At 46.3% G+C, this 21841-nt stretch carries 17 protein-coding genes and 4 tRNA genes; 13 read left to right on the top strand and 8 right to left on the bottom strand.

Going from position 1 to position 21841, the window contains the following annotated elements; genetic code table 11:
• The first annotated feature begins 11 nt into the window (after window positions 1-11).
• Together A3773_RS06520 and A3773_RS06515 are read left to right on the top strand one after the other, a co-directional pair.
• Window positions 12-968, top strand: a complete 957-nt coding sequence (locus tag A3773_RS06520) for an AEC family transporter (protein WP_067984283.1) — start codon at window positions 12-14, stop codon at window positions 966-968.
• A gap of 35 nt (window positions 969-1003) precedes the next feature.
• Window positions 1004-1591 (top strand): hypothetical protein, encoded by a 588-nt coding sequence (locus A3773_RS06515; protein WP_067984281.1) that lies wholly within the window; start codon window positions 1004-1006, stop codon window positions 1589-1591.
• A 95-nt stretch (window positions 1592-1686) separates the two neighbouring features.
• Here the strand turns inward: A3773_RS06515 and A3773_RS06510 are convergent, their stop codons facing one another.
• Genes A3773_RS06510 through hemA form a run of 4 tightly spaced genes read right to left on the bottom strand, consistent with a single transcriptional unit; the run spans window position 1687 to window position 5760 of the window.
• Entirely contained in the window at window positions 1687-2472 is a 786-nt protein-coding gene (locus A3773_RS06510) for a molybdopterin-synthase adenylyltransferase MoeB (RefSeq protein ID WP_067984280.1), read from the bottom strand.
• A gap of 39 nt (window positions 2473-2511) precedes the next feature.
• A complete protein-coding gene (prmC, locus tag A3773_RS06505; protein ID WP_067984278.1) occupies window positions 2512-3345 on the bottom strand; it encodes a peptide chain release factor N(5)-glutamine methyltransferase in 834 nt (277 codons plus the stop codon).
• A 55-nt stretch (window positions 3346-3400) separates the two neighbouring features.
• Entirely contained in the window at window positions 3401-4489 is a 1089-nt protein-coding gene (prfA, locus tag A3773_RS06500; protein ID WP_067984276.1) for a peptide chain release factor 1, read from the bottom strand.
• Window positions 4486-5760: a glutamyl-tRNA reductase gene (gene hemA / locus A3773_RS06495; protein WP_067984700.1), complete on the bottom strand. Its 1275-nt coding sequence runs from the start codon at window positions 5758-5760 to the stop codon at window positions 4486-4488. Before hemA ends, prfA begins: the two co-directional genes overlap by 4 nt.
• A gap of 257 nt (window positions 5761-6017) precedes the next feature.
• On the opposite strand from hemA, the gene A3773_RS06490 reads away from it, so the two are divergent.
• The 11 genes from A3773_RS06490 (at window position 6018) to A3773_RS06440 (ending at window position 14863) form a co-directional block, all read left to right on the top strand.
• Window positions 6018-7712, top strand: a complete 1695-nt coding sequence (locus A3773_RS06490; RefSeq protein WP_067984274.1) for a tetratricopeptide repeat protein — start codon at window positions 6018-6020, stop codon at window positions 7710-7712.
• A 33-nt stretch (window positions 7713-7745) separates the two neighbouring features.
• Window positions 7746-8339 carry a lipoprotein insertase outer membrane protein LolB gene (lolB, locus tag A3773_RS06485; protein WP_067984272.1) on the top strand — a complete coding sequence of 198 codons (594 nt, stop codon included), beginning with the start codon at window positions 7746-7748 and terminating at the stop codon, window positions 8337-8339.
• A gap of 125 nt (window positions 8340-8464) precedes the next feature.
• Window positions 8465-8539, top strand: a tRNA-Gln gene (locus A3773_RS06480).
• A 65-nt stretch (window positions 8540-8604) separates the two neighbouring features.
• Window positions 8605-9546: a ribose-phosphate pyrophosphokinase gene (locus A3773_RS06475; RefSeq protein ID WP_067984270.1), complete on the top strand. Its 942-nt coding sequence runs from the start codon at window positions 8605-8607 to the stop codon at window positions 9544-9546.
• A gap of 127 nt (window positions 9547-9673) precedes the next feature.
• Window positions 9674-10264: a 50S ribosomal protein L25/general stress protein Ctc gene (locus A3773_RS06470; RefSeq protein ID WP_067984268.1), complete on the top strand. Its 591-nt coding sequence runs from the start codon at window positions 9674-9676 to the stop codon at window positions 10262-10264.
• A 23-nt stretch (window positions 10265-10287) separates the two neighbouring features.
• The gene (gene pth, locus A3773_RS06465) at window positions 10288-10878 is read left to right on the top strand and encodes an aminoacyl-tRNA hydrolase (RefSeq protein WP_067984267.1); all 591 of its coding nucleotides are present in this window, start codon (window positions 10288-10290) and stop codon (window positions 10876-10878) included.
• A 21-nt stretch (window positions 10879-10899) separates the two neighbouring features.
• Window positions 10900-11991: a redox-regulated ATPase YchF gene (ychF, locus tag A3773_RS06460; RefSeq protein ID WP_067984265.1), complete on the top strand. Its 1092-nt coding sequence runs from the start codon at window positions 10900-10902 to the stop codon at window positions 11989-11991.
• A gap of 128 nt (window positions 11992-12119) precedes the next feature.
• Window positions 12120-12196 (top strand) — tRNA-Met (locus A3773_RS06455).
• Window positions 12197-12211: 15 nt separating this feature from the next.
• Window positions 12212-12286 (top strand) — tRNA-Gln (locus tag A3773_RS06450).
• 206 nt (window positions 12287-12492) lie between these two features.
• Window positions 12493-12567 (top strand) — tRNA-Gln (locus A3773_RS06445).
• A 154-nt stretch (window positions 12568-12721) separates the two neighbouring features.
• Window positions 12722-14863: an EAL domain-containing protein gene (locus tag A3773_RS06440; RefSeq protein WP_067984263.1), complete on the top strand. Its 2142-nt coding sequence runs from the start codon at window positions 12722-12724 to the stop codon at window positions 14861-14863.
• Between the two features lie 71 nt (window positions 14864-14934).
• Here A3773_RS06440 and serB read toward each other — a convergent pair whose 3' ends face one another.
• The 4 genes from serB to secD all read right to left on the bottom strand — a co-directional run bounded on the left by serB (window position 14935) and on the right by secD (window position 21802).
• Entirely contained in the window at window positions 14935-16155 is a 1221-nt protein-coding gene (gene serB / locus A3773_RS06435) for a phosphoserine phosphatase SerB (RefSeq protein WP_067984261.1), read from the bottom strand.
• Window positions 16156-16240: 85 nt separating this feature from the next.
• Complete coding sequence (rnr, locus tag A3773_RS06430) at window positions 16241-18883, bottom strand: ribonuclease R (RefSeq protein WP_067984259.1); 2643 nt, start codon at window positions 18881-18883, stop codon at window positions 16241-16243.
• A 134-nt stretch (window positions 18884-19017) separates the two neighbouring features.
• Complete coding sequence (secF, locus tag A3773_RS06425; RefSeq protein ID WP_067984257.1) at window positions 19018-19938, bottom strand: protein translocase subunit SecF; 921 nt, start codon at window positions 19936-19938, stop codon at window positions 19018-19020.
• 10 nt (window positions 19939-19948) lie between these two features.
• Entirely contained in the window at window positions 19949-21802 is a 1854-nt protein-coding gene (gene secD, locus A3773_RS06420) for a protein translocase subunit SecD (RefSeq protein ID WP_067984255.1), read from the bottom strand.
• Window positions 21803-21841 lie beyond the last annotated feature (39 nt).

Genomic DNA, 21841 nt, shown 5'->3' with positions numbered 1-21841 from the left:
GGTAGCCCACAGTGGAACTTTATCTTCACTCCCTTAGCTTTACTGCCAACATCGTTGCACCTATCTTCTTTATTGTATTCTTAGGTTACTTACTCAAACGTATGGGAGTAATCGACGAGGCCTTTATCCATACCGCGTCAAAGCTCGTCTTTGTCATCACCCTGCCCACTCTCGTATTTATGTCGATCGCACGTACCGACTTCCATGCGGTATTCAACCCGCAGCAACTAGGGTTTGTTTTAATGGGTACCTTTGCATCGTTTGTCGCACTGTGGGGGGCGGGTAAATATTGGATTAAGCGACCAGAAGATCTTGGGGTTTTTATTCAAGGGGCATTTCGTAGCAACTACGGCATCATCGGACTCGCGGTAAGCTACAACCTATTTTCAGACTCAGGGTTGGCGCAAGCCTCTCTGCTACTTGCCTTAGTCATCCCGCTTTACAATGTATTATCTATTGTTGCCTTAAGTATTCCCGCTAAAAGAAGCGGTGCCTCAAGCTTAGGCAGCACCCTTTATGAGATCATCAAAAACCCATTAATCATTGCCGTATTGCTTGCGCTGCCATTCTCTTATTTTGGCTTTCAACTACCTGAAATCGCACAAAACACAGGCCGTTACTTTGCTAATTTAACCTTACCTTTAGCACTCTTAGCTATCGGTGGTTCACTCAACCTCACCAGCCTAAGAAACACCTCATCACAAGCCACATGGGCCACACTTAGCAAGCTGGTTTTTATCCCACTTGTGCTCACCCTTGCCGCATGGGTTTACGGGTTTAAAGGACAAGATCTGGCCATGATGATGATACTATTCGGCTGCCCAACGGCCGCCGCGAGTTTTGTTATGGCAAAAGGTATGGGAGGTAATGCTGAACTTGCAGCCAATATCATTTTGATGACCACATTAGGGGCGGTACTTACACTCAGTGCAGGTATCTACCTTCTCAGAGTCACTGCTATTATTTAAGCTAAACTTACTTGATAAAAACAGGCCTAATATCCGTGCTAAATCTATTTAGAAGCGACCCCTTAGCTCAAGCCCACAATGCTATTTTGAGTGATGACCGCGACAAGCTCATTAAACAACTAAAGAGAATAAAGCCATCCGATATTGATAAGCCAGCCTCTAGCACAGCGCCGAGCTTAGTCGAAACCTGTATTCTCCAGCAACAGCCTAAACACTTGTCACTCGTCCTCGACTATGGCGCTTCAGCATCCGGCCATAATGCTCACGCACAACCTTTCGGCTTACTCTCACTCCAACAGGAACAGAGCTTGCCGCTCCTTACCGCACTCTTAGCGGCCGGAAACAGCGAAGATAAAAACCAATTAATGACGGCCTGTTTCGAATACTGTCCAACCAACCAGCTGATGCTGCATATCGCGTTATTGACGCAATACGGTGCTGAAATAAGCGACAGTATTGTCATCAAAGCCTTAGAGTTAGGCGAGCAAGCCCTCATACATTTTCTACTTAATTCTGGCGCGACATTACCCACGCAGTATGATGAAAACAACGTAAGTGAGGATATACTAACGTACGCGAAAAAATGTGTAGATGACTTGAAAATCAGACAGATGTTTCTGTAGAAGAAACCCGTACGGCCGATAAAACCTTAACCTCAAGATAGGGCTCACTGCCCTAGGCTCACGGGTCATTTACTTTTCAAACTAGACAGGAGGGCCTAGTCATCTCCTTGCTTATGCTCATGAACAGCCATCGCGGCATGGGAGCACACCGTACAGTGCGGGTCTTTACGCAATTTTAGCGTTCGCCACTCCATAGACTTAGCATCCAAGAGCATTAATCGTCCCGCTAGGCTTTCACCCACAGAGGCCAGCACCTTCAACGCCTCCATTGCTTGAATCGATCCAATAATACCCACCAGCGGAGACAGCACACCCGATTCAGAACAGGTCAGCGCCTCATCACTTCCCTCTTTATACAGGCATTGGTAGCAAGGTGAGCCTAACGTTAGCGGGTCATACACAGCGACCTGTCCCTCCATACGAATAGCCGCACCGGACACTAACGGTTTTTTGTGCTGAAAACAGGCCCGATTAATCGCAAAGCGCGTACTAAAATTATCCGTACAATCCACCACAAGATCGACTGTCGCAATGAGACGCTGAAGCGCACTCTCATCTAAACGCTCATAGATAGTTTTAACACGAATATCAGGATTTAACGCGGCAATCGTATTCCGTGCAGAATCAACCTTAGGCTGACCAATACGTTTAGTATTGTGTATAACCTGACGCTGGAGATTAGACAGTTCGACATCATCATCATCGAGCAAAACCAGCTCGCCAACGCCTGCCGCTGCCAGATACATCGCAACTGGACTACCTAGCCCACCTAAGCCAACAATCAAAACAGTTGAATTCAGCCATGTTTCCTGACCGTTAATATCCACATCAGGCAACATAATTTGACGACTGTAACGCAGTAACTGCTCATCACTCAGCATTAAGGCTCTCCAACAATGCTTTTTATTTACATTTAGGGCTTAACTTTTAAGCCATTGCCCAAAAGTTATCCGTTCATTATTGCCATAGTCTCGAAGCGTTTCCACTTTTTCGTAACCTAATTCAGTTAAAAGCGTTCGACTCATGTCACCTTGGTCATAACCATGCTCAAACAACAAAAAGCCGCCTGATCGAAGAAAGGCACGCGCCTGATCACTGATCAACTCAATATCCGCCATGCCTTTGTTATCCGCCACTAATGCAGACAACGGTTCAAAACGCACATCACCTTGCGTCAAATGCGGGTCATCGGGATCAATATAAGGAGGATTACTAACGATCAGGTCATAAGTACCTACATGAGGTTCAAACCAACTCCCTTGCAGCACCCTGACATTATCGAGCTGGAGCTTGGAACGGTTTCGTTCGGCAAGAGCCGCTGCATCAGCGATATAATCCGAGGCCACAACCTCCCACTCAGGTCGTTCCCAACCCAACGCCAATGCAATCGCGCCGCTCCCTGTACCTAAATCTGCCACGCGCGCAGAGGACGGCAACGCAAGCGTCAATGCATGTTCTACCAAGCACTCCGTATCTGGACGAGGAATCAAAGTGTGAGGCGAAACGTCTAGGTCAAAATCCCAGAAACCGCGCGTACCCAAAATATGGGCAACAGGCTCACCTTTTAAACGGCGCTGAATCATTCGGTTTAATTGAGTAACAACAGGTTCAGGCAGTACTTTGTCTGGCCAAGTAAAAAGATAACTACGGGGCTTATCCAATAAAGCACACAGCATCAATTCAATATCGAGTGCAGCGGATTCTGACTGATGCGCTAACTGCGTATGCAACGCAAGTGCTTGCTGGATCTGCATAACATCACACCTAATTAACCCAGATAACGAAAAGGGCCATAATGGCCCTTAACATTTAACTTTCTTCCGACAAAGCCCCTAACTGCTCGGCCTGATATTCTTGCAGTAACGGATCAACCACATGCTGTAATTCACCACCGATAATCTCTTGTAGCTTATACAGTGTCAGGTTTATACGGTGGTCCGTTACTCGGCCCTGTGGATAATTATAAGTACGGATACGTTCAGAACGATCTCCGCTACCCACTAAACCTTTACGTGTACTCGCCATCTCTGCCGCGTTACGCTCATCTTCAGCCGCCTGCAACCGGGACGCCAGCAAAGACATCGCCTTCGCACGGTTTTTATGTTGCGAACGCTCTTCCTGACACTCCACGACCACCCCTGTAGGGATATGAGTTAAACGTATAGCAGAGTCTGTTTTGTTGACGTGCTGACCACCGGCACCTGAGGCGCGGAATGTATCAACACGCAGATCACCTTTATTAATTTCAATCTCAGCTGACTCATCCATTTCTGGCATCACCGCAACCGTACAAGCAGAGGTATGAACCCGCCCTTGAGACTCCGTTTCAGGTACCCGCTGTACACGGTGAGCACCTGACTCAAATTTCAGCTTAGAATAAACATCGGTGCCGACAATACGCGAGATCACCTCTTTGTAACCACCATGGTCACCTTCATTGACGCTTACGATCTCAACACGCCAGCCTTGCACCTCGGCAAAACGAGAATACATACGGAACAGGTCTCCCGCAAAGATAGCAGCCTCGTCTCCTCCCGTACCCGCTCGCACTTCTAAAAACACGTTGCGCGAATCGTTTGGATCTTTTGGCAGCAACAAGACTTCCAGCTCAGCCTCAAGCTGCTCAATGCGCGCTTTAACTTCTGGGTACTCTTCCTTCGCCATCTCACGCATATCAGGGTCGCTATCATTCATCATAGCTTCCGCTTCAACCATATCGTCAGCGGCTTGGTTATACGCAGAGAACGCCTGAACAACGGGCTCAAGCTCGGAGTACTCTTTCGAATAATCACGAAATTTATTTTGATCTGTAATCACGTCAGCATCTGACAGCAAAGCCGCAAGCTCTTCATAACGATCGCTGAGTTTTTCGAGCTTACTTACGATTGATTCTTTCATTGTTTCTCATTTTTAAAGGGATCACTGATCTGATGCAATTCCTGCACGAGATCCAATAGATCAGTACGACCTTCAGCACTTGCTTTACGCATCTGAATTGTCGGATGGTGGAGCAACTTATTGGTTAATCCGCGCGCTAACATCTGTATTACATCATCAGCGGGTTTACCATTCGCGAGTTGCTTAAGCGCTTTTTCCATTTCCTGATCACGTACCGCCTCGGCCTGACTGCGAAAAGCGGTTAACAGATCAACAGCATCTAAAGAGCGCAGTTGGCGCATAAATTCATGGGCACCACTCTCAACAATCTCTTCAGCTTGACGCGCCGCATGTTCTCGGCTGCGCTGATTCTCTTCGATCACCTCTTTGAGGTCATCCACCGTATATAAATATACGTCGTCTAATTCAGAGACTTGGGTTTCAATATCTCTAGGCACGGCAATATCAACCATAAAGATAGGCCGGTGCTTACGTTTTTTAAGCGCCGCCTCAACCGCACCTTTACCTAAAATCGGCAACTGGCTCGCGGTAGAAGAGATCACGATATCCGCTTTAGCTAAAGCATCAGGTATATCACCGAGCAGAATCGCCTGACCATCAAACTCTTCCGCTAACGATAACGCACGGCTCAATGTTCTATTGGCCACCGTAAGCTCTTTAACACCCGCTTGAGATAAGTGACGAGCCACCAGCTCAATCGTTTCGCCCGCACCGATCAGTAACGCTTTACTCTCACTTAAATTTGCAAAGATATGCTGAGCCAAGCTCACCGCAGCATAAGCGACTGACACAGGGTTTTCACCGATCGCGGTATCAGTACGTACTTGCTTAGCAATAGAAAACGTTTGTTGAAATAAGCGCCCGAGTTCCGCACCGACATGACCATGCTCTTGAGACAGACTATAGGCCGATTTCAATTGCCCTAGTATTTGAGGCTCACCCAACACCAGAGAATCCAGCCCACTGGCCACTCTCATCATATGCCGTGCCGCATCTTCATCCCAAAGTGCGTAGGAGCATTTCTGTAACTCATTAGCGTCCAGGTTATGATACTCACCTAACCATTCTAATAAAGCACGGCTCCCCTCAATACCCGAAGAGCAATACAGCTCGGTTCGATTACAAGTTGAAAGAATAGCGATCTCTTTAAGACTTGCAAAATCCCGAGCAGCCAGCATCGCATCCGATAAGAGTTCAGGCGCAAACGCTACGCGCTCACGCACTTCAACCGGTGCAGTTTTATGATTGATGCCTAATGCTAATAAAGCCATTTTTTCCGCCACTACTACCCATAGCCATAAAGACGCAATTACAACAGGCTGATGGTAACTAACCCAAATAAGCGCGCTATGATACAACGCTTTACCCCAAAGGTTAAAACACCACAGAACATTTATGGGAACTTATTGTAAGAAATAGCCCCTTAATACTAGGTAAAAGCGACTCAAGTAGCTGACAAGCAGTTGCTGATTCAACTATAGTGACCTAACAATTACAGGGATGGCATAGACATTAAGTGTATTTCTCAATGAATAGATCTTTTATATTTATTATTTTAACGCTGCTAATTTTGCCCGGCTGCCAGAGCAATCCGACGCCGCAACAAACCGTGGCGCCAGAACCTACACCCTACGTCACAGGGGAATTCAATCAAGAGTCTCTGTATGACCTTCTACTTGCAGAGATCGCAGGACAGCGTCGACTTTTTCCTGTCGCCCTCGAAAACTATTCAGTACAAGCCCAAAAGACACAAGATCCCGGTGTTGCCGAGCGAGCCACTCGCATCGCGCAGTACGTTAGAGACAGTGACACAATTATCAGTAGCGCCCGCCTGTGGCGTGAAATTTCACCCGAAAATCCTGAGCCCTACCAGATCGAAGCCAATATGCTGCTGCATAAAGGCCAATATGAAGCCGCGCTACCTTTAATCGAAAAAGCGCTCGAATACGATGCATTGCGCACCTTAGCGCTTATTCGCGGCCAAAGTGAAAAGATCGACACACAGGTCGGTTCCGATTACATCTCAATGCTAGAAGCTTACAAAAAAAACCACGCACCACGGTCCGACCTTGAGCTGACACTGGCGCTACTTTATAGAACATCGAATCAAACAGAGCAGGCACTGGCTGCATTTAATCGCGCCCTACTGATCAACCCAGAGAACCCTGAAGCGTTAATACAAAAAGCCGAGCTCCTACGTTTAGAGCAAGACTTAACGGGTGCACTTGCGCTGATCCAATCAGCCTTTGAACAACAACCAGAAAACAGACAGCTTCATATTCTCTATACACAGCTGCTCTTCCAAACAAATCATACTGAAGACGCCACAAAACAAGCAAAGAGCCTGTTAGTGCACAACATTCAAGACCAGCAGCTCACCTACTATCTAGCACTACTACTGCTGGAGAATGAGCAATTAAACGGTGCCCAGCGCGCGTTTGAACACCTACTTACCTTAGAAGAGAGTGATAGCTCACCCCATTTCTATCTTGGCCACATCGCACAAGCCAAAAAAGAGCACGAATTAGCCATTGAGCACTATATAGCCGTTGAAGATGGCCCGAATGTATTACAGGCCTTAACCCGCGCAATCGCATTATTAAAAAATGCTGACGACAAAGCGCGCGTCCAACAAATACTGAGTGATGCCCGTGCTTCGTTACCAATGCAAGCTACTCAAATATTTACCATAGAAGCCGAGTGGCTAAACCTTCATGACTATAGTGATGAAGCGTTTACCTTAATTGAAGATGCGTTAAGCATCACGCCAAACGATACGACACTGCTCTATACTCGTGCGATGATGATCGAGTCAACCGACTTCCCACAGGCCGAAAAAGATTTACGCCAAGTCTTAGCACTCGAGCCCGACAATGCGACAGTCCAAAACGCATTAGGCTATACCTTACTCCTTCATACTGATCGCTTTAACGAAGCGCACCAGCTGATTCAATCTGCACTGAACACGGAGCCCGAAGACCCTGCCATTTTAGATTCTATGGGGTGGGTATTACACAAAATGGGCCGTTCACACGAAGCACTTCCCTATCTTGAAAAAGCGCACGGGCTATACTCAGATCCAGAAGTATCTAGCCACCTCATCCAAGTGTACTGGGCAACCGGCCACGAAGAGAAAGCAAAATCTCTACTGGAAGCAGCGCATAAAGATAACCCCGACAACCCTTTTTTAGATGAAGCAATGCAAGCTATTAACACGCAATAGCCCATTACTTAACCAAACAGATATTAAACATATATGTTGAAACACCTATTCATAGCACTCGGTTGCCTTTATTTAGCGGGCTGTAGCCTACAAAAGACACAACCCGCTTTACCGCTTGGTCCAACCTTATCCTGGCAAGATCACCAAGCCCTACTAAAACAGTACGCGAGCTGGGAACTCAGCGGAAAGGTTGGCATTCGCACCCCCGAAGACAACCAAACCGCTAGCCTTAAATGGCTACAAATAAAGCAGACCTACCAAATTGATATTCATGGCCCTTGGGGACAAGGTGGCGCATCGATTGCGGGTATGCCAGGTGAAGTGACCGTTAACGTATCCGGTGACAAACAGTATACAGGGGTCAGCCCTGAGCAAATTTTATATGAGAAGCTCGGCTGGGACCTTCCCATCAGCGACATTTACTGGTGGATACGCGGCCTACCCTCACCAGCAAAGCCTTATACACATAGCCTTGAAAACAATCGACTAAAAAACCTACAGCAAGATGGTTGGGAGATTCAATATCTGCGCTATAACAGCCTAACCCCCGCCTTACCGAACAAACTAAGCCTATCCAGAAACGACCTAAAAATAACGGTCGTTATTAATAGTTGGATTAAACAGTAAGGCACAACCCCCTTAGATAAAGAATATTCATCCTTCAGTGCCGCCTAAGGTTTGACATTAAAAAGCCAATCCTAGATAATCTGCGCCTCTTTCAATGGGAGGCCGGTCCTCCAAGAGGAATATGTTGGGGTATCGCCAAGCGGTAAGGCACTGGTTTCTGATACCAGTATGCGGAGGTTCGAATCCTCCTACCCCAGCCAAAAAGCCTATGAACGGTTCCCAATCTATAGATTCCGAACAAATTATATTCGAAAAGGTGCACGCCGTGTCCAAGATGATGGTCTTCACCGGCAATGCTAACCCGGAACTTGCGCGAAAAGTAGTTGATCGCCTTGATATCCCTATGGGTAAAGCAAATGTTGGTCGTTTTAGTGATGGCGAAGTAAGCGTCGAGATTCAAGAAAACGTCCGAGGAAAAGATGTTTTCATTATACAATCTACCTGCGCGCCAACGAACGACAATCTAATGGAACTGATTGTACTTGCGGATGCTCTTCGCCGGGCATCAGCTTCACGTATTACAGCGGTTGTACCTTACTTTGGTTACGCTCGCCAAGATCGTCGTCCCCGTTCTGCTCGTGTACCTATCACGGCAAAAGTGGTTGCCGACATGATGGATGCTATTGGAATCGACCGCGTGCTTACGGTTGACCTGCATGCAGACCAGATCCAAGGGTTCTTTAGTGTTCCTGTGGATAACGTGTACGGTTCACCCGTACTGCTGGATGATATCGTTGACCAAGAATACGACAATATCATGGTTGTTTCGCCAGATGTGGGCGGCGTAGTCCGTGCCAGAGCGGTTGCTAAACAACTTGATTGTGATCTTGCCATTATCGACAAACGTCGCGAACGGGCAAATGAATCACAAGTTATGAATATTATAGGTGATGTTGAAGGCCGTACCTGCGTCCTTGTCGATGACATGTGTGATACCGCAGGCACCCTATGTAAAGCCGCCAAAGCGCTGAAGGCAAACGGCGCAGCACGCGTTGTTGCTTACGCGACTCACGCGGTTCTTTCGGGCCCTGCTGTTAGCAACATCACTAATTCAGATTTAGATGAATTTGTTGTCACTGACACAATTCCTCTTTCTGAAGCAGCTGCAGGCTGCAATAAAATTCGCCAGCTAACACTCGCGCCACTGCTTGCAGAAGCCGTTCGCCGTGTTTGCAACGAAGAATCTATCAGCGCAATGTTCCGCTAAGGTAACACTTACAACAATCGCTGATACAGCGCTCGCCACACACTGACGAGCATATTGCCCACAAAGGGCCAAATACTGCAAAACTTGGTCGCAAGGTTTTGCAGTTTGTTTATTTAAAGGTATTAAAATGTCTAACTTTGAAGTAAATGCAGTAGCACGTGAAGATGAAGGGAAAGGTGCGAGCCGCCGCCTACGTCGCACAGGTCTTGTTCCTGGTATCGTTTACGGTGGTGATAAGCGCAAAAAGCCAACTGCCATCGCTATGCCAAACAACGAGCTAATCAAACTACTAGCAGACGATGCTTTCTACTCATCTATTGTTACACTAAAACTAGATGGTAAAGATGAGCAAGTGATCCTAAAAGATCTACAGCGTCACCCAGCTAAACCTGTTGTACTACACGCTGACTTTCAACGTGTAACTAAATCCAGCCCGATCAAAATTACTGTTCCGGTTGAATTTATCAACTTTGAAAAATCACCTGCATCTAAAGCTGCTTGCAAATTTGCATCTGAGAAAAACACAGTTGAAATCCTTTGCCTAGCAACAGACCTTCCAGATACGTTGGTTGTTGACCTATCTGATTGCGAAACAGACAAAGTACTTCACCTATCAGACATCACTTTGCCTGCAGGTGTTGAGATCGTATCTCTTCGTCGTGGCGGTGACCATGATCAAGGTATCGGTTACATTTACGCGCCTCGCGGCAACAAGTAATTTACCGGTAACAATGCACTAGCATGAAAGACAAGATCCAGCTAATTGTTGGCCTCGGTAATCCGGGCGATAAATATGCACAAACTCGTCACAATGCTGGTGCAGAGTTTGTCGAGCAGCTTGCTGCTCGACATCTCGCCCCCCTAAAGCCCGAAAAGAAATACCATGGGCTTTACGCTAAAGCTAATATTAAGGGTTCCATTGTACACCTACTTGTACCTACGACTTTTATGAACCTGAGCGGCCAGTCCGTTTCAGCATTAGCTAACTTTTTTAAGATCCCACCCGAATCAATTTTAGTCGCACACGATGAACTTGACCTGCCCCCAGGTGTTGCCCGTTTTAAACTAGGCGGCGGACACGGTGGACACAATGGTTTACGGGATATCATCAGTAAACTAGGCAACAACAAGAATTTTTACCGCTTACGTATTGGTATTGGCCACCCAGGTCACAGCAGCCAAGTGAGTGGATTTGTATTAAATAGAGCTCCAGCAAAAGAACGCGATGCCACTCTGATAGCCATAGATGAAGCGGAGCGTCACTTGGAGTTAGCCATTACTGGCGACTGGGCCAAAGCAATGAACCAGTTACACAGTTTTTCAGCCAGCTAGTTTCAATTACAGGAATCAATCATGGGTTTTAAATGCGGTATTGTTGGCCTGCCTAATGTAGGCAAATCTACACTTTTTAATGCGCTAACCAAAAACGGCATTGCCGCTGAGAACTTCCCATTTTGCACCATCGAGCCGAATGCAGGCACGGTTGCAATGCCTGATCCCCGTTTAGATAAATTAGCGCTCATCGTTAACCCTGAACGCGTTTTACCCACAACGATGGAGTTTGTCGATATCGCAGGCCTCGTAGCGGGCGCATCAAAAGGTGAAGGGCTAGGCAATAAATTCTTGGCTAACATCCGCGAAACCGATGCTATTGCACACGTGGTACGCTGCTTTGAAGACGACAATGTTATCCATGTTGCCAACCGTATCGACCCCCTAGCTGACATAGAAATCATTAACTTAGAGCTCGCTTTAGCTGACTTAGACTCAGCAGAGAAGCAACTACAGCGTATCCAAAAAGCAGCGAAAGGTGGCGACAAAGAAGCCGTCGCACAAAAAGCTATTTTAGAGCGCCTAATTCCTCATCTAGAGGAAGGGCTACCGGTTCGTGCGCTCGGCCTTAACGATGACGAAATGGCCATCGCCAAGACGTTCCATATGCTAACCGTTAAACCCACCATGTATATTGCCAATGTTGATGAAGACGGTTTTGAAAACAACCCTCATCTAGATAAAGTACGTGAACTAGCCGCGACAGAGCAAGCAGGTGTAGTCGTGGTGTGCAACAAGCTTGAGGCTGAGATTTCAGAGCTAGATGACGAAGAGCGTAACGAGTTTCTTGAAGACCTTGGCATGGAAGAGCCTGGATTAGATCGTGTTATCCGTGAAGGCTACAACTTATTAGGCCTACAAACCTACTTCACCGCGGGCGTAAAAGAGGTTCGCGCATGGACGGTTAAAGTTGGCGCAACAGCCCCACAAGCCGCCGGTGTTATCCATACCGACTTTGAAAAAGGCTTTATCCGTGCCGAAGTTGTGAGCTATGAACATTTTATTGAATTCAATGGCGAAAACGGCGCAAAAGATGCCGGTAAATGGCGTCTCGAAGGTAAGGACTACATCATCCAAGATGGCGACGTTGTTCATTTCCGCTTTAATGTCTGAACAAAAAACATCCAAAAAAAGCCGGCATTGATTGCCGGTTTTTTTTATTCATTTTTTTCTTATTTTTTCCTAGATAACCTATTGACAGATAAACCGAAAAAGCGAATAATGCGCGCCTCTGAAGCGTTGGCAATATAGCTCAGTTGGTTAGAGCATCGCATTCATAATGCGAGGGTCGCAGGTTCGAGTCCCGCTATTGCCACCATGTTTCAGATAATGCTGGGGTATAGCCAAGCGGTAAGGCAACGGGTTTTGATCTCGTCATGCGGAGGTTCGAATCCTCCTACCCCAGCCACTATTTATACATTAACTCTAAGAGTTAATCTGAGTGGCAAGACACTCAACTGGTTACAATCTTATGATTAACAACCGACGTGAAATCTTCTGTTAGTGTTTACACTAACACCTTCGATGTGTAGACCTTCTCAGCCTAAAATAGATATAGGTTTTAAATCTAACGTGATTATAAACTTATCATCTGCTGTTCTACGTAGTCTTTGTTGGGGTATCGCCAAGCGGTAAGGCACTGGTTTCTGATACCAGTATGCGGAGGTTCGAATCCTCCTACCCCAGCCATTTATCGCCCACCTCAAACAGCATCGACAATTTGACCCCTCTATCTGCTTTAGAAACCTGACAACAACCAATAAACCGGATATATTTAACATTGCTCATATGATTAATGGGCTGGTAGATTTTAAAGGAATTAAATTCTGGAGCTTATGTACACATGTCTCAGGTTATTGAAGTTGATGACAGCACCTTGCTGGAAAAATATAGTAGCAATCAGCCCCGCAAACAGCGCCTAAGAAGAAACGTACAGCTCCTTTTCCTCGGGTTATCCGCTGAAGAGACCGCGCCACTCATTACCTTATTAAGAACATCCAGAATCTCTCCCCGCGGCAAGCAGATCAATAATGAACAAGAGTTCCTCAGCGCCCTCAGCGAGCGTTCTTGGGATTTAATTCTATGCACTATAGATCGAGGCGAGTTCACCTCTAAACAAGCGATCAGCCATTTGAAGCGCTTAGACAAAGACATCCCCGTTATACAGATCATTCCTAGCTCAGATAGCCATTTATTGCTGCAAGGATTAAAGAACCATATTCAGGCGGTCGTCCCATTAGATGAAAAAGAGCTTGTGCTAATCAACATTAGACGAGAGCTTGACCATCTCGATAACCGCCGCCGCTTAAGGGTCGCCGAAGTGGCATTAGCTGAAGCAGAAAAGCGTGCTGAGCAACTGATGCTCAGCTCGAAAAACGCGATTGCATGTTGCGACCAAGGCACACTTATCTGTATTAACGAAAGCTTTCTTGATCTTTTTGGCTTTGAAAGCAATGAACAAGTAGAAGGAAAACCTCTGATTGACCTCCTCAACTTTGAGGACCGGAAAAAATTTACAGAGCAACTGAATAAAATGGATGCGCAGCATCTAAACGAATCAGAGTTACAGCTCAATGTGCAGAGAAGCGATCGCACAGAATTTACAGCAAACGTAGAGCTTTCCGTTATCGAGCGAAACGAGAAGCCGCTTATTCGTGTGCTGTTCCGAGTCGATGACCATCATGTAGGCGGACTATTAAACGAAGACCTAGACTATATTTCAGGTCTATTTAACAAACACCACCTCCATAAACAGCTTGAACAGATAACCCAACGGGCGCAACGGGGCGGCAATGACTGCTCTTTACTTTACATTGAGCTGGACCAGCTTGAACAAATAAAAGAGAAACGGGGCCACGAAGGCAGTGACCAACTGATACGTGATGTTTCGGCGCTGTTACATAAGAAAGTAAATAAAGCCCATCTACTAACCCACCCAGAAGAAAATGCATTTGTTATCGTTTTCAAAGACCCCCACGTAGAGAAGGCAGAAGCCTTTGCTAAAAAGCTGTGCCAATGCATCGCAAACACCTGCTCAACGGTCGCTGGCGTCGAAGTACAGTCTACCTGCTCAATAGGCATCACTATTATTAACGACAGCACACCGCCCCAGGACGAGCTGTTAAACCGTGCGAGGGCAGCCATTAGTGACCTAAGAAAAGAAACCGGCAACGGAAATGGCGTAAAACTCCATATACCTCAAGCAGCCATCACTGAAGAGAAAGATGATGAGCTTGATGCGATTCGCTGCGCGGTAGAAAACCTAAACTTTAAGCTGCTCTATCAACCGATCGTGAACCTTACGTCGGATGACCATAATGAGCAGTATTACGAAGTTCTACTACGCCTTCTCAATGAAGACCAAAGCCTCGTTGCACCTTGTGACTTCATGAATACAGTAGAAGACTCAGAGACAGCGATAAAAGTTGACCGCTGGGTGATTGAACATAGCCTGATACAATTAAAACGATCCCTTAACAGTAAGGTCAAAAACACACTCTTTCTCAACATCTCGGCCCAAGCCTTAAGTGATGCGAAACTCCTCACTTGGCTCTCTGGTGTGTTACGGAAGAATAAGATCCCCGCCGACCGACTTGTTTTCCAAATTAGCGAATCGGACATAGCGATCTCACCACGCCAAGCACAGGCATTTACTGAGAAGCTACATAAGATCCACTGCCGAGTCTGTATTAAGCATTTTGGTAACGCCCTCAATGCCAACGACATACTCTCAATGGTTCGCTCTAACTTTGTAAAACTAGACGCATCTTATATACAAGATCTGAACAACACACCCGAACTGGATGAGCAGTTTTATAGCCTCATTCAACAGCTATCCAGCCTTGAGAAAGTATCTATAGCCCCACAGGTAGAAGATACAAAAACAATGGCATCATTGTGGAAAGCCGGCGTCGATTACGTACAGGGTAACTATTTACAGCCGCCCAAAGAAAAAATGGATTATGATTTTTTCGCCGAGCAGTAACCCGCTAAACGGGTGCGCGCCCATAAAAAAACAGCCCTATGAAGGGCTGTTTTTTTTAATAGATATACGTCTTACTCTTGCAGCGTATCTCGGTCACGAAAACCAATAAGATAGAGAATGCCGTCTAAACCTAATGTGGAAATTGCTTGCTTCGCACTCTCACGCACTAAAGGTTTAGCACGAAACGCGATCCCTAACCCCGCAATAGAGAGCATAGGTAGATCATTAGCACCATCACCGACCGCAATTGTTTGCTCTAAGCGAATCCCCTCTTTCTGCGCGATCTCACGTAGCAGTTCAGCTTTACGTTCGCCATTCACAATCACGCCTTTGACTTCGCCGGTTACTTTACCATCCGCATCGATATCAAGCTTATTCGCATACACATAATCAAACCCTAGCTTATCTTGCAAACGGGATGCAAAATAGGTAAAACCGCCCGATAGGATCGCTGTTTTAAAGCCTAACGCCTTCAAGTTGGAAACCAACTCCTCGGCCCCTTCAGTCATCGGCAACCGCTCAGCAATACGTTCCAGTACAGAGACGTCTAAGCCCTTTAGAAGCGCCATACGACGGCGGAAGCTTTCATTAAAATCAATCTCTCCACGCATGGCTGCTTCCGTAATCTCAGCAACCTGAGTACCGACACCCGCCTCTTTGGCTAGCTCATCAATCACTTCCGCTTCGATCAGCGTAGAGTCCATATCAAACACAACTAAGCGGCGATTACGACGGTAGATATTATCTTCTTGGAAGGCGATATCCACATCAAGATCGCTCGCCGCTGTCAAAAATTCTGATCGTAATTTAGCCGCATCAGCCGGGGCACCGCGTACTGAAAACTCGACACAGGCTTTCGTTTGTTCACAGCTATCACTTAAACTAATACGACCGGACAAACGACTAATATTATCGATATTCAAACTATGGAGCGCCGCAATTTCGGTGACCCGTGCAATTTGAACCGAACTTAGCTTGCGTGACAACAAGGTGATGATATGACGTGACTTACCTTGGCCCGCAACCCACGCCTCATAATTACGCTCATCAACTGGCTGAAAACGGATATTCATATTCAACTCATGCGCTTTGAAAAGAATATCTCTCAGCAACGGTGAAGACTCGGCGGCTTTAGGCACTTCGATCAAAATGCCTAACGACAGCGTGTCATGAATAACCGCCTGACCTATATCTAAGATATTGATCTGAAATTGCGCAAGTATATTGGTAATAGCAGAGGTAACCCCGGGCTTATCGTCACCCGAGATATTAAGCAGAATAATCTCTTTCATCAAAAGCGGTTCCAGTGGAAGCTTATATTGGCGCTGATTATATCAAAGCCCTTATGCAGGGCCTATTACATCCGTAATAACGTCTTTATCTTTTTTCTTGTTTAACCTTTAGCCCTTTTTGCTTACCTTTCAACTTAGGCTTAGCGGCGACTTTTCTTTTTTTCGCTTTATTACTGCGCCCTTTTTCTCCTGCATTAAACGCCATCAACTCTTGTTCTGCAGGCGATAGCGCATTTTTAGCCGAAGGTTTCGTTTTAGTCGGCGCTATACGTTTTTTCGGGCCGTTATCATCAGACGCGGCGCTTTTACGACGTGACTTCGCCAGCGCCTCACGCTGAGAACCTTTGCGTGGATGGGACTTATCATCACCGCTTTTCATCGGACGATTACCCCATTCATTTCGCTGCCCAGGTAATTTTCCTTTCCCGTTCTGATCCCCTATTTTTCCTTCAGCCAAAAGCTCACGGGTCGTCTTTTTCTTTTCCCGCTGCTGATCTGCAAGCTCAAAATCGATCTTACGTTCATCAAGGTCGACACGAACCACTTTAACGCTTAGACGATCACCTAGCTTAAACGTTTTACGTGTGCGCTCACCCACTAAACGCTGCTTCGCTTGGTCAAACACATAATAATCGCCCGGTAAGGCAGTAATATGCACCAGCCCTTCAACAAATAGCTCATCCAGCTCAACAAAGACACCAAAGCCGGTTACCGCAGCAATAACACCTTCATACTCATCGCCAACATGTTCTTGCATGTATTCACACTTAAGCCATGCAACCACATCTCTCGTTGCATCATCCGAGCGGCGTTCAGTCATAGAGCAATGCTCACCTAAGGCTAACAGTTGCTCCATGCTATAAGAACAAACAAAGTCAGCATTAGCGACAAAGTCTGCTGGTCGCTGGATAGAGCTATCTGCTTTATTCGAATGTATCGCTGATCGAATCAAGCGATGTACAAGCAGATCAGGGTAACGGCGAATAGGTGAAGTGAAATGTGTATAGGCTGGGTAAGCCAAACCAAAATGGCCTTGGTTATCTGGACTATAAACCGCTTGCCGCATGGAACGCAGCATCATCGTTTGAATTAGATGACGATCAGGGCGCCCCTCAATCCATTCTGCCAGCTCCTGGTAATGCTTAGGCTCTGGTTTATCCCCACCCGCCAAATTCAACCCCAGCTCGCCTAGGTAAGCTCTTAGATTTTCTAGCTTTTGCTCTTTTGGCCCCTCATGTACACGGTAAATTGCAGGGATATCTAATTTACTTAAGAAGCGTGCGGTTGCCACATTGGCACATAACATACACTCCTCTATTAATTTATGCGCATCGTTACGATGAACCGGAATGATCTGCTCTATCTTACGGTTTTCACCAAAGACCATGCGCGTTTCAGTGGTCTCAAAATCAATCGCGCCGCGGATCTCCCGCGCCTTACGTAAGGCAAAATATAAGCTATACAGATCTTCAAGGTGAGGGACAACATGGGCGTACTCTGCGCGCAGCTGTTTAGATTCGCCCTCATCAGGCTCCATCAACATTTTGCCCACTTTTGTATAGGTCAAACGTGCATGGGAGCAGATAACAGCTTCATAAAACTTATACCCTGATAGAACCCCCTTCTCGCTAATCGTCATCTCACAGACCATCGCTAAGCGATCCACCGCAGGATTGAGCGAGCATAGGCCATTAGAGAGCAGTTCCGGCAGCATAGGTACAACAAATTCGGGGAAGTAAGTTGAATTCGCGCGTTGAAACGCTTCGTTATCCAACTCTGTGCCAGGTCTCACATACCAAGATACGTCAGCAATCGCGACCCATAAACGCCATCCACCGCCGGCTTTTTTCTCTGCGTACACCGCATCATCAAAATCTTTTGCATCTTCGCCATCAATCGTTACGAGAGGCAGGTCACGCAAGTCTACTCGGTTTGTTTTAGCGCTCTCTTCCACCTCAGCGGAAAGCTCCCCGATCTCTTGACGAACTTGATCTGTCCATTCATGCGGTATTTCATAATTATGGATAGCAACAGTGATTTCCATCCCCGGCGCAAGGTGGTCACCTAACACTTCCACTACTTTCGCCTGAGGCAGATCTCTTTTGCCCGGCTGTCTCAACAACTCTGCAACCACTAACTGGCCGTCTTTATAAGTCACAGGCGTTTCTGGATCAGGCACAATCATGATCTCTTGCGTAATGCGCTGGTTTTCTGGCCGCAGATAACCAAACCCCTCTTGCCCACTAAAGCGCCCAACGAGCTTACGGGTATTACGCGCCAACACCTCTATAATTTTACCTTCCCTTCGCCCTTTGAAGTCCACGTTTGTTTCTTGCACTAGGACCTGGTCCCCATCGAAAACTTGGCGCATCTGCCGAGGGCTCAGTTTTAAATCGTCACTACCATCTTCGGGCTTCACAAAACCAAACCCATCCCGGTGGCCGATCACGCGCCCTTTGATAAAAGACATCTTATCCATTAACGCAAATTCATTGCGTCGATTGGTCATCAACTGCCCATCTCGACACATTGCCTTCAGACGGAAAAAAACAGCATCACGACTTTCCTCTTCTTTAATCCCCATCCCATCACACAGCTGAGCATGCCCTAGCGGCGCACCTCTCTCTTGCATAAACTGCAAAATAAAATCCCGACTTGGCACCGGGTTACTGTATTTTTCCGCTTCGGATGCGGCCTGGGGATCATTCTTAGTCCAATCGTTACTCATAAAAGTCTCAAAGCAAATAGAATCAAAAGGGCTCTAATCATTGCAGCATAGCATGCTGTATTAAAAGCAATCACTATGGTTATAAAATAGCAGAAATTAAAAAAGCCGGCTATTTTGCCGGCTTTTTTAAAGGGTTAAGGACGATCATCGATCTCCTGCTCTTTTTCCTCCGGCGGCATAAGGTCTTCCCTACATACATTCATAGCCATCAGCACATTGGCTGCGACATAAATCGATGAATAAGTACCCACAAACACACCTACGAGCAAGGCAACCGCAAAGCCATGTATCATCTCACCACCAAACACAGCCAACGCAACAAGCACTAACAATGTGGTTAATGAGGTAACCACGGTACGCCCAAGCGTCTGACTTAATGAGGCGTTCATGATCTCGATCGCGCTTTCCTTACGCATCTTGCGAAAGTTTTCGCGGATACGGTCGGACACAACGATAGTGTCATTAAGCGAGTAACCAATAACCGCAAGAATTGCGGCTAATACAGTTAAATCAAAATCAAGCTTAAAGAGGGCAAAGAAACCCAGCACGATCAATACGTCATGGGCCAACGCCGCAACAGCACCGATAGAGAACTTAAGCTGAAAACGGAAAGCGACGTAAAGCATGATCATGAACAAGGCAAGCAACATGCCTAAACCACCCTGTTCACGCAGTTCTTCACCTACTTGAGCACCAACAAATTCATTACGACGTAATGTTAGCGTTTGTGTTTCGCCATCTTGCAGTGCGGCAAGTACTTTATCGCCCAGCTTAGGATCATGATCCTGCCCTAAACGAATCAATATATCGGTAGGTGAACCAAAGGTTTGTACAACCGCATCGTTATAACCAACCACTTTTAGTTGATCACGAATTTTATTCAGATCAGCCGATTGCTCATAACCAATTTCCACCAAACTACCACCGGTAAAGTCTAAGCCAAACTTAAGACCGTTAACCGCTAAGGCGCCGATAGACACCACTAGCATAATAATGGAAAACAACACGGCTACCTTACGCAGCCCCATGAAGTTATATATTTTATATGTAGACATCATCAGACCCTCAAATAGACAGCTTAGTGAGCTGACGATTGCCATAAGTAAGGTTAACCAAACCACGGGTAACCAAAATGGCCGTAAACATAGAGGTTAAAATACCTACGGATAGAGTGATCGCAAAGCCCTTAACTGGCCCTGTGCCCATCGCAAATAAGATAACCGCAGCCAGTAACGTGGTGATATTGGCATCCAATATGGTTGTAAATGCACGACCAAAGCCCGAATTTATTGCTGACTGAGGCGGCAAGCCATTCGCCAGCTCCTCTTTGATACGCGCAAAAATCAACACATTAGCATCAACGGCCATACCCACGGTCAGCACAATACCTGCGATACCGGGCAACGTCAGTGTGGCTGATAACATCGACATAACGGCAATCAATAACATCAAGTTAAAAGCCAACGCGATATTAGCCAACAGACCAAACACTCGGTAGTAAAGAATCATAAAGATAAGCACAAGTGCTAAACCAATCTGAACGGACATGACACCCATCTCGATATTTTGAGCACCTAAGCTAGGACCAACGGTTCTTTCTTCTACAAAGTAGATCGGCGCTGCAAGTGCACCCGCGCGGAGTAAAAGCGCCAACTCTGACGACTCGCCCGCACCATCAAGCCCTGTGATTCTGAACTGGTTTCCCAGTACTGATTGAATCGTCGCTAAAGAAATAATGCCTTTCTCTTGGTAGCGAATCGTTTCAGCAACCTGCTCCCCACCGACATTTTTGTAAACTGTCCGCTCTTTATCTTCGACAAAGAGAACGGCCATACGACGCTGAACGGCATTTTTAGTGGTTCGAGCCATAAGCTCACCACCTTTAGAGTCCAAGGTAATATTAACTTGAGGCTGACCATTTTCATCAAACGATGACTGCGCATTAGCAACGTTATCACCTTTGATGATGATATCTTTTTCTAGCGTTGCTTTACGCCCTAGGTCATTACGAAACTCATAGACCTCGGTTCTGGCCGAACTTGCAGCGGTTTTAGCTTCTAAACGAAACTCAAGCGTTGCGGTTTTACCAATAATACGTTTTGCTGCGGCTGTATCTTGAATACCGGGTAGCTGAACAACAATACGGTTACGCCCTTGACGTTGTACTAACGGCTCGGCCACACCTAACTCATTCACACGGTTACGCAGTGTGGTTAAGTTCTGCTTGATCGCATAGGTTTCGATATCACGTACAGCTTGTTCGGTCAGATTAATGATCGTGTAGAAATCGCCATCGCGATCTTCACCTGAAACCGTAAATTCTTGATACTCTTTACGCAGCAACTCAATCGATTTATCTCGATATTCTGCTGTTGTAAATTTAACAGCTAAAGCACCATTATCTAAGCTATCCATCTTGCGATAACGAAGCTTTTCTTCACGAAAACGCCCCTTAATCTCAGATGCATAATTTTCCAATTTTTGCGCGACCGCTTTAGGTAGGTCCACTTCAAGCAAGAAATGCACACCACCACGTAAGTCCAAGCCTAATTTCATAGGACCTGCACCTATCGCTGTTAACCAGCTAGGTGTTGTGGGTGCCAAGTTCAACGCGACAATATAATCGTCGCCAACAGTCTTACTTATAATATCTTTAGCTTTTAACTGGTCATCGCCTGTAGGAAAACGGATTAAACCAGCATTTTTGCTAAGCTCTGAAGACTTAACAGTAACACCTTCACGTTGCAGTGAAGCCGTAACTTTATCTAATAAAACTTGATCAACTTGGAAAACATCTCGGCTACCTGTTAACTGTACCGCATAGTCATCAGGGTATAGGTTAGGCGCTGCATATAAACCGCCAAAAACCAAAACAAATAGAATAAGAAGATTTTTCCAGAGGGGGTATCGATTGAGCATGGGTGCCCTTTCCCAATTAGAAACAGACACACCGCCAAC

It is taken from the genome of Neptuniibacter pectenicola, assembly GCF_001597735.1.
GTDB lineage: Bacteria > Pseudomonadota > Gammaproteobacteria > Pseudomonadales > Balneatricaceae > Neptuniibacter > Neptuniibacter pectenicola.
The sequence above is the reverse complement of the archived record's forward strand: the minus strand, read 5'-3'. Positions and strand labels throughout refer to the sequence as shown.

What these genes read in the sequence shown, in the direction of transcription:
- A3773_RS06510 (WP_067984280.1), bottom strand. Translation starts at nt 2,472, where the DNA reads ATGCTGAGTGATGAGCAGTTACTGCGTTACAGTCGTCAAATTATGTTG.
- prmC (WP_067984278.1), bottom strand. Translation starts at nt 3,345, where the DNA reads ATGCAGATCCAGCAAGCACTTGCGTTGCATACGCAGTTAGCGCATCAG.
- prfA (WP_067984276.1), bottom strand. Translation starts at nt 4,489, where the DNA reads ATGAAAGAATCAATCGTAAGTAAGCTCGAAAAACTCAGCGATCGTTAT.
- hemA (WP_067984700.1), bottom strand. Translation starts at nt 5,760, where the DNA reads ATGGCTTTATTAGCATTAGGCATCAATCATAAAACTGCACCGGTTGAA.
- A3773_RS06490 (WP_067984274.1), top strand. Translation starts at nt 6,018, where the DNA reads ATGAATAGATCTTTTATATTTATTATTTTAACGCTGCTAATTTTGCCC.
- lolB (WP_067984272.1), top strand. Translation starts at nt 7,746, where the DNA reads ATGTTGAAACACCTATTCATAGCACTCGGTTGCCTTTATTTAGCGGGC.
- A3773_RS06470 (WP_067984268.1), top strand. Translation starts at nt 9,674, where the DNA reads ATGTCTAACTTTGAAGTAAATGCAGTAGCACGTGAAGATGAAGGGAAA.
- pth (WP_067984267.1), top strand. Translation starts at nt 10,288, where the DNA reads ATGAAAGACAAGATCCAGCTAATTGTTGGCCTCGGTAATCCGGGCGAT.
- ychF (WP_067984265.1), top strand. Translation starts at nt 10,900, where the DNA reads ATGGGTTTTAAATGCGGTATTGTTGGCCTGCCTAATGTAGGCAAATCT.
- A3773_RS06440 (WP_067984263.1), top strand. Translation starts at nt 12,722, where the DNA reads ATGTCTCAGGTTATTGAAGTTGATGACAGCACCTTGCTGGAAAAATAT.
- serB (WP_067984261.1), bottom strand. Translation starts at nt 16,155, where the DNA reads ATGAAAGAGATTATTCTGCTTAATATCTCGGGTGACGATAAGCCCGGG.
- rnr (WP_067984259.1), bottom strand. Translation starts at nt 18,883, where the DNA reads ATGAGTAACGATTGGACTAAGAATGATCCCCAGGCCGCATCCGAAGCG.
- secF (WP_067984257.1), bottom strand. Translation starts at nt 19,938, where the DNA reads ATGTCTACATATAAAATATATAACTTCATGGGGCTGCGTAAGGTAGCC.
- secD (WP_067984255.1), bottom strand. Translation starts at nt 21,802, where the DNA reads ATGCTCAATCGATACCCCCTCTGGAAAAATCTTCTTATTCTATTTGTT.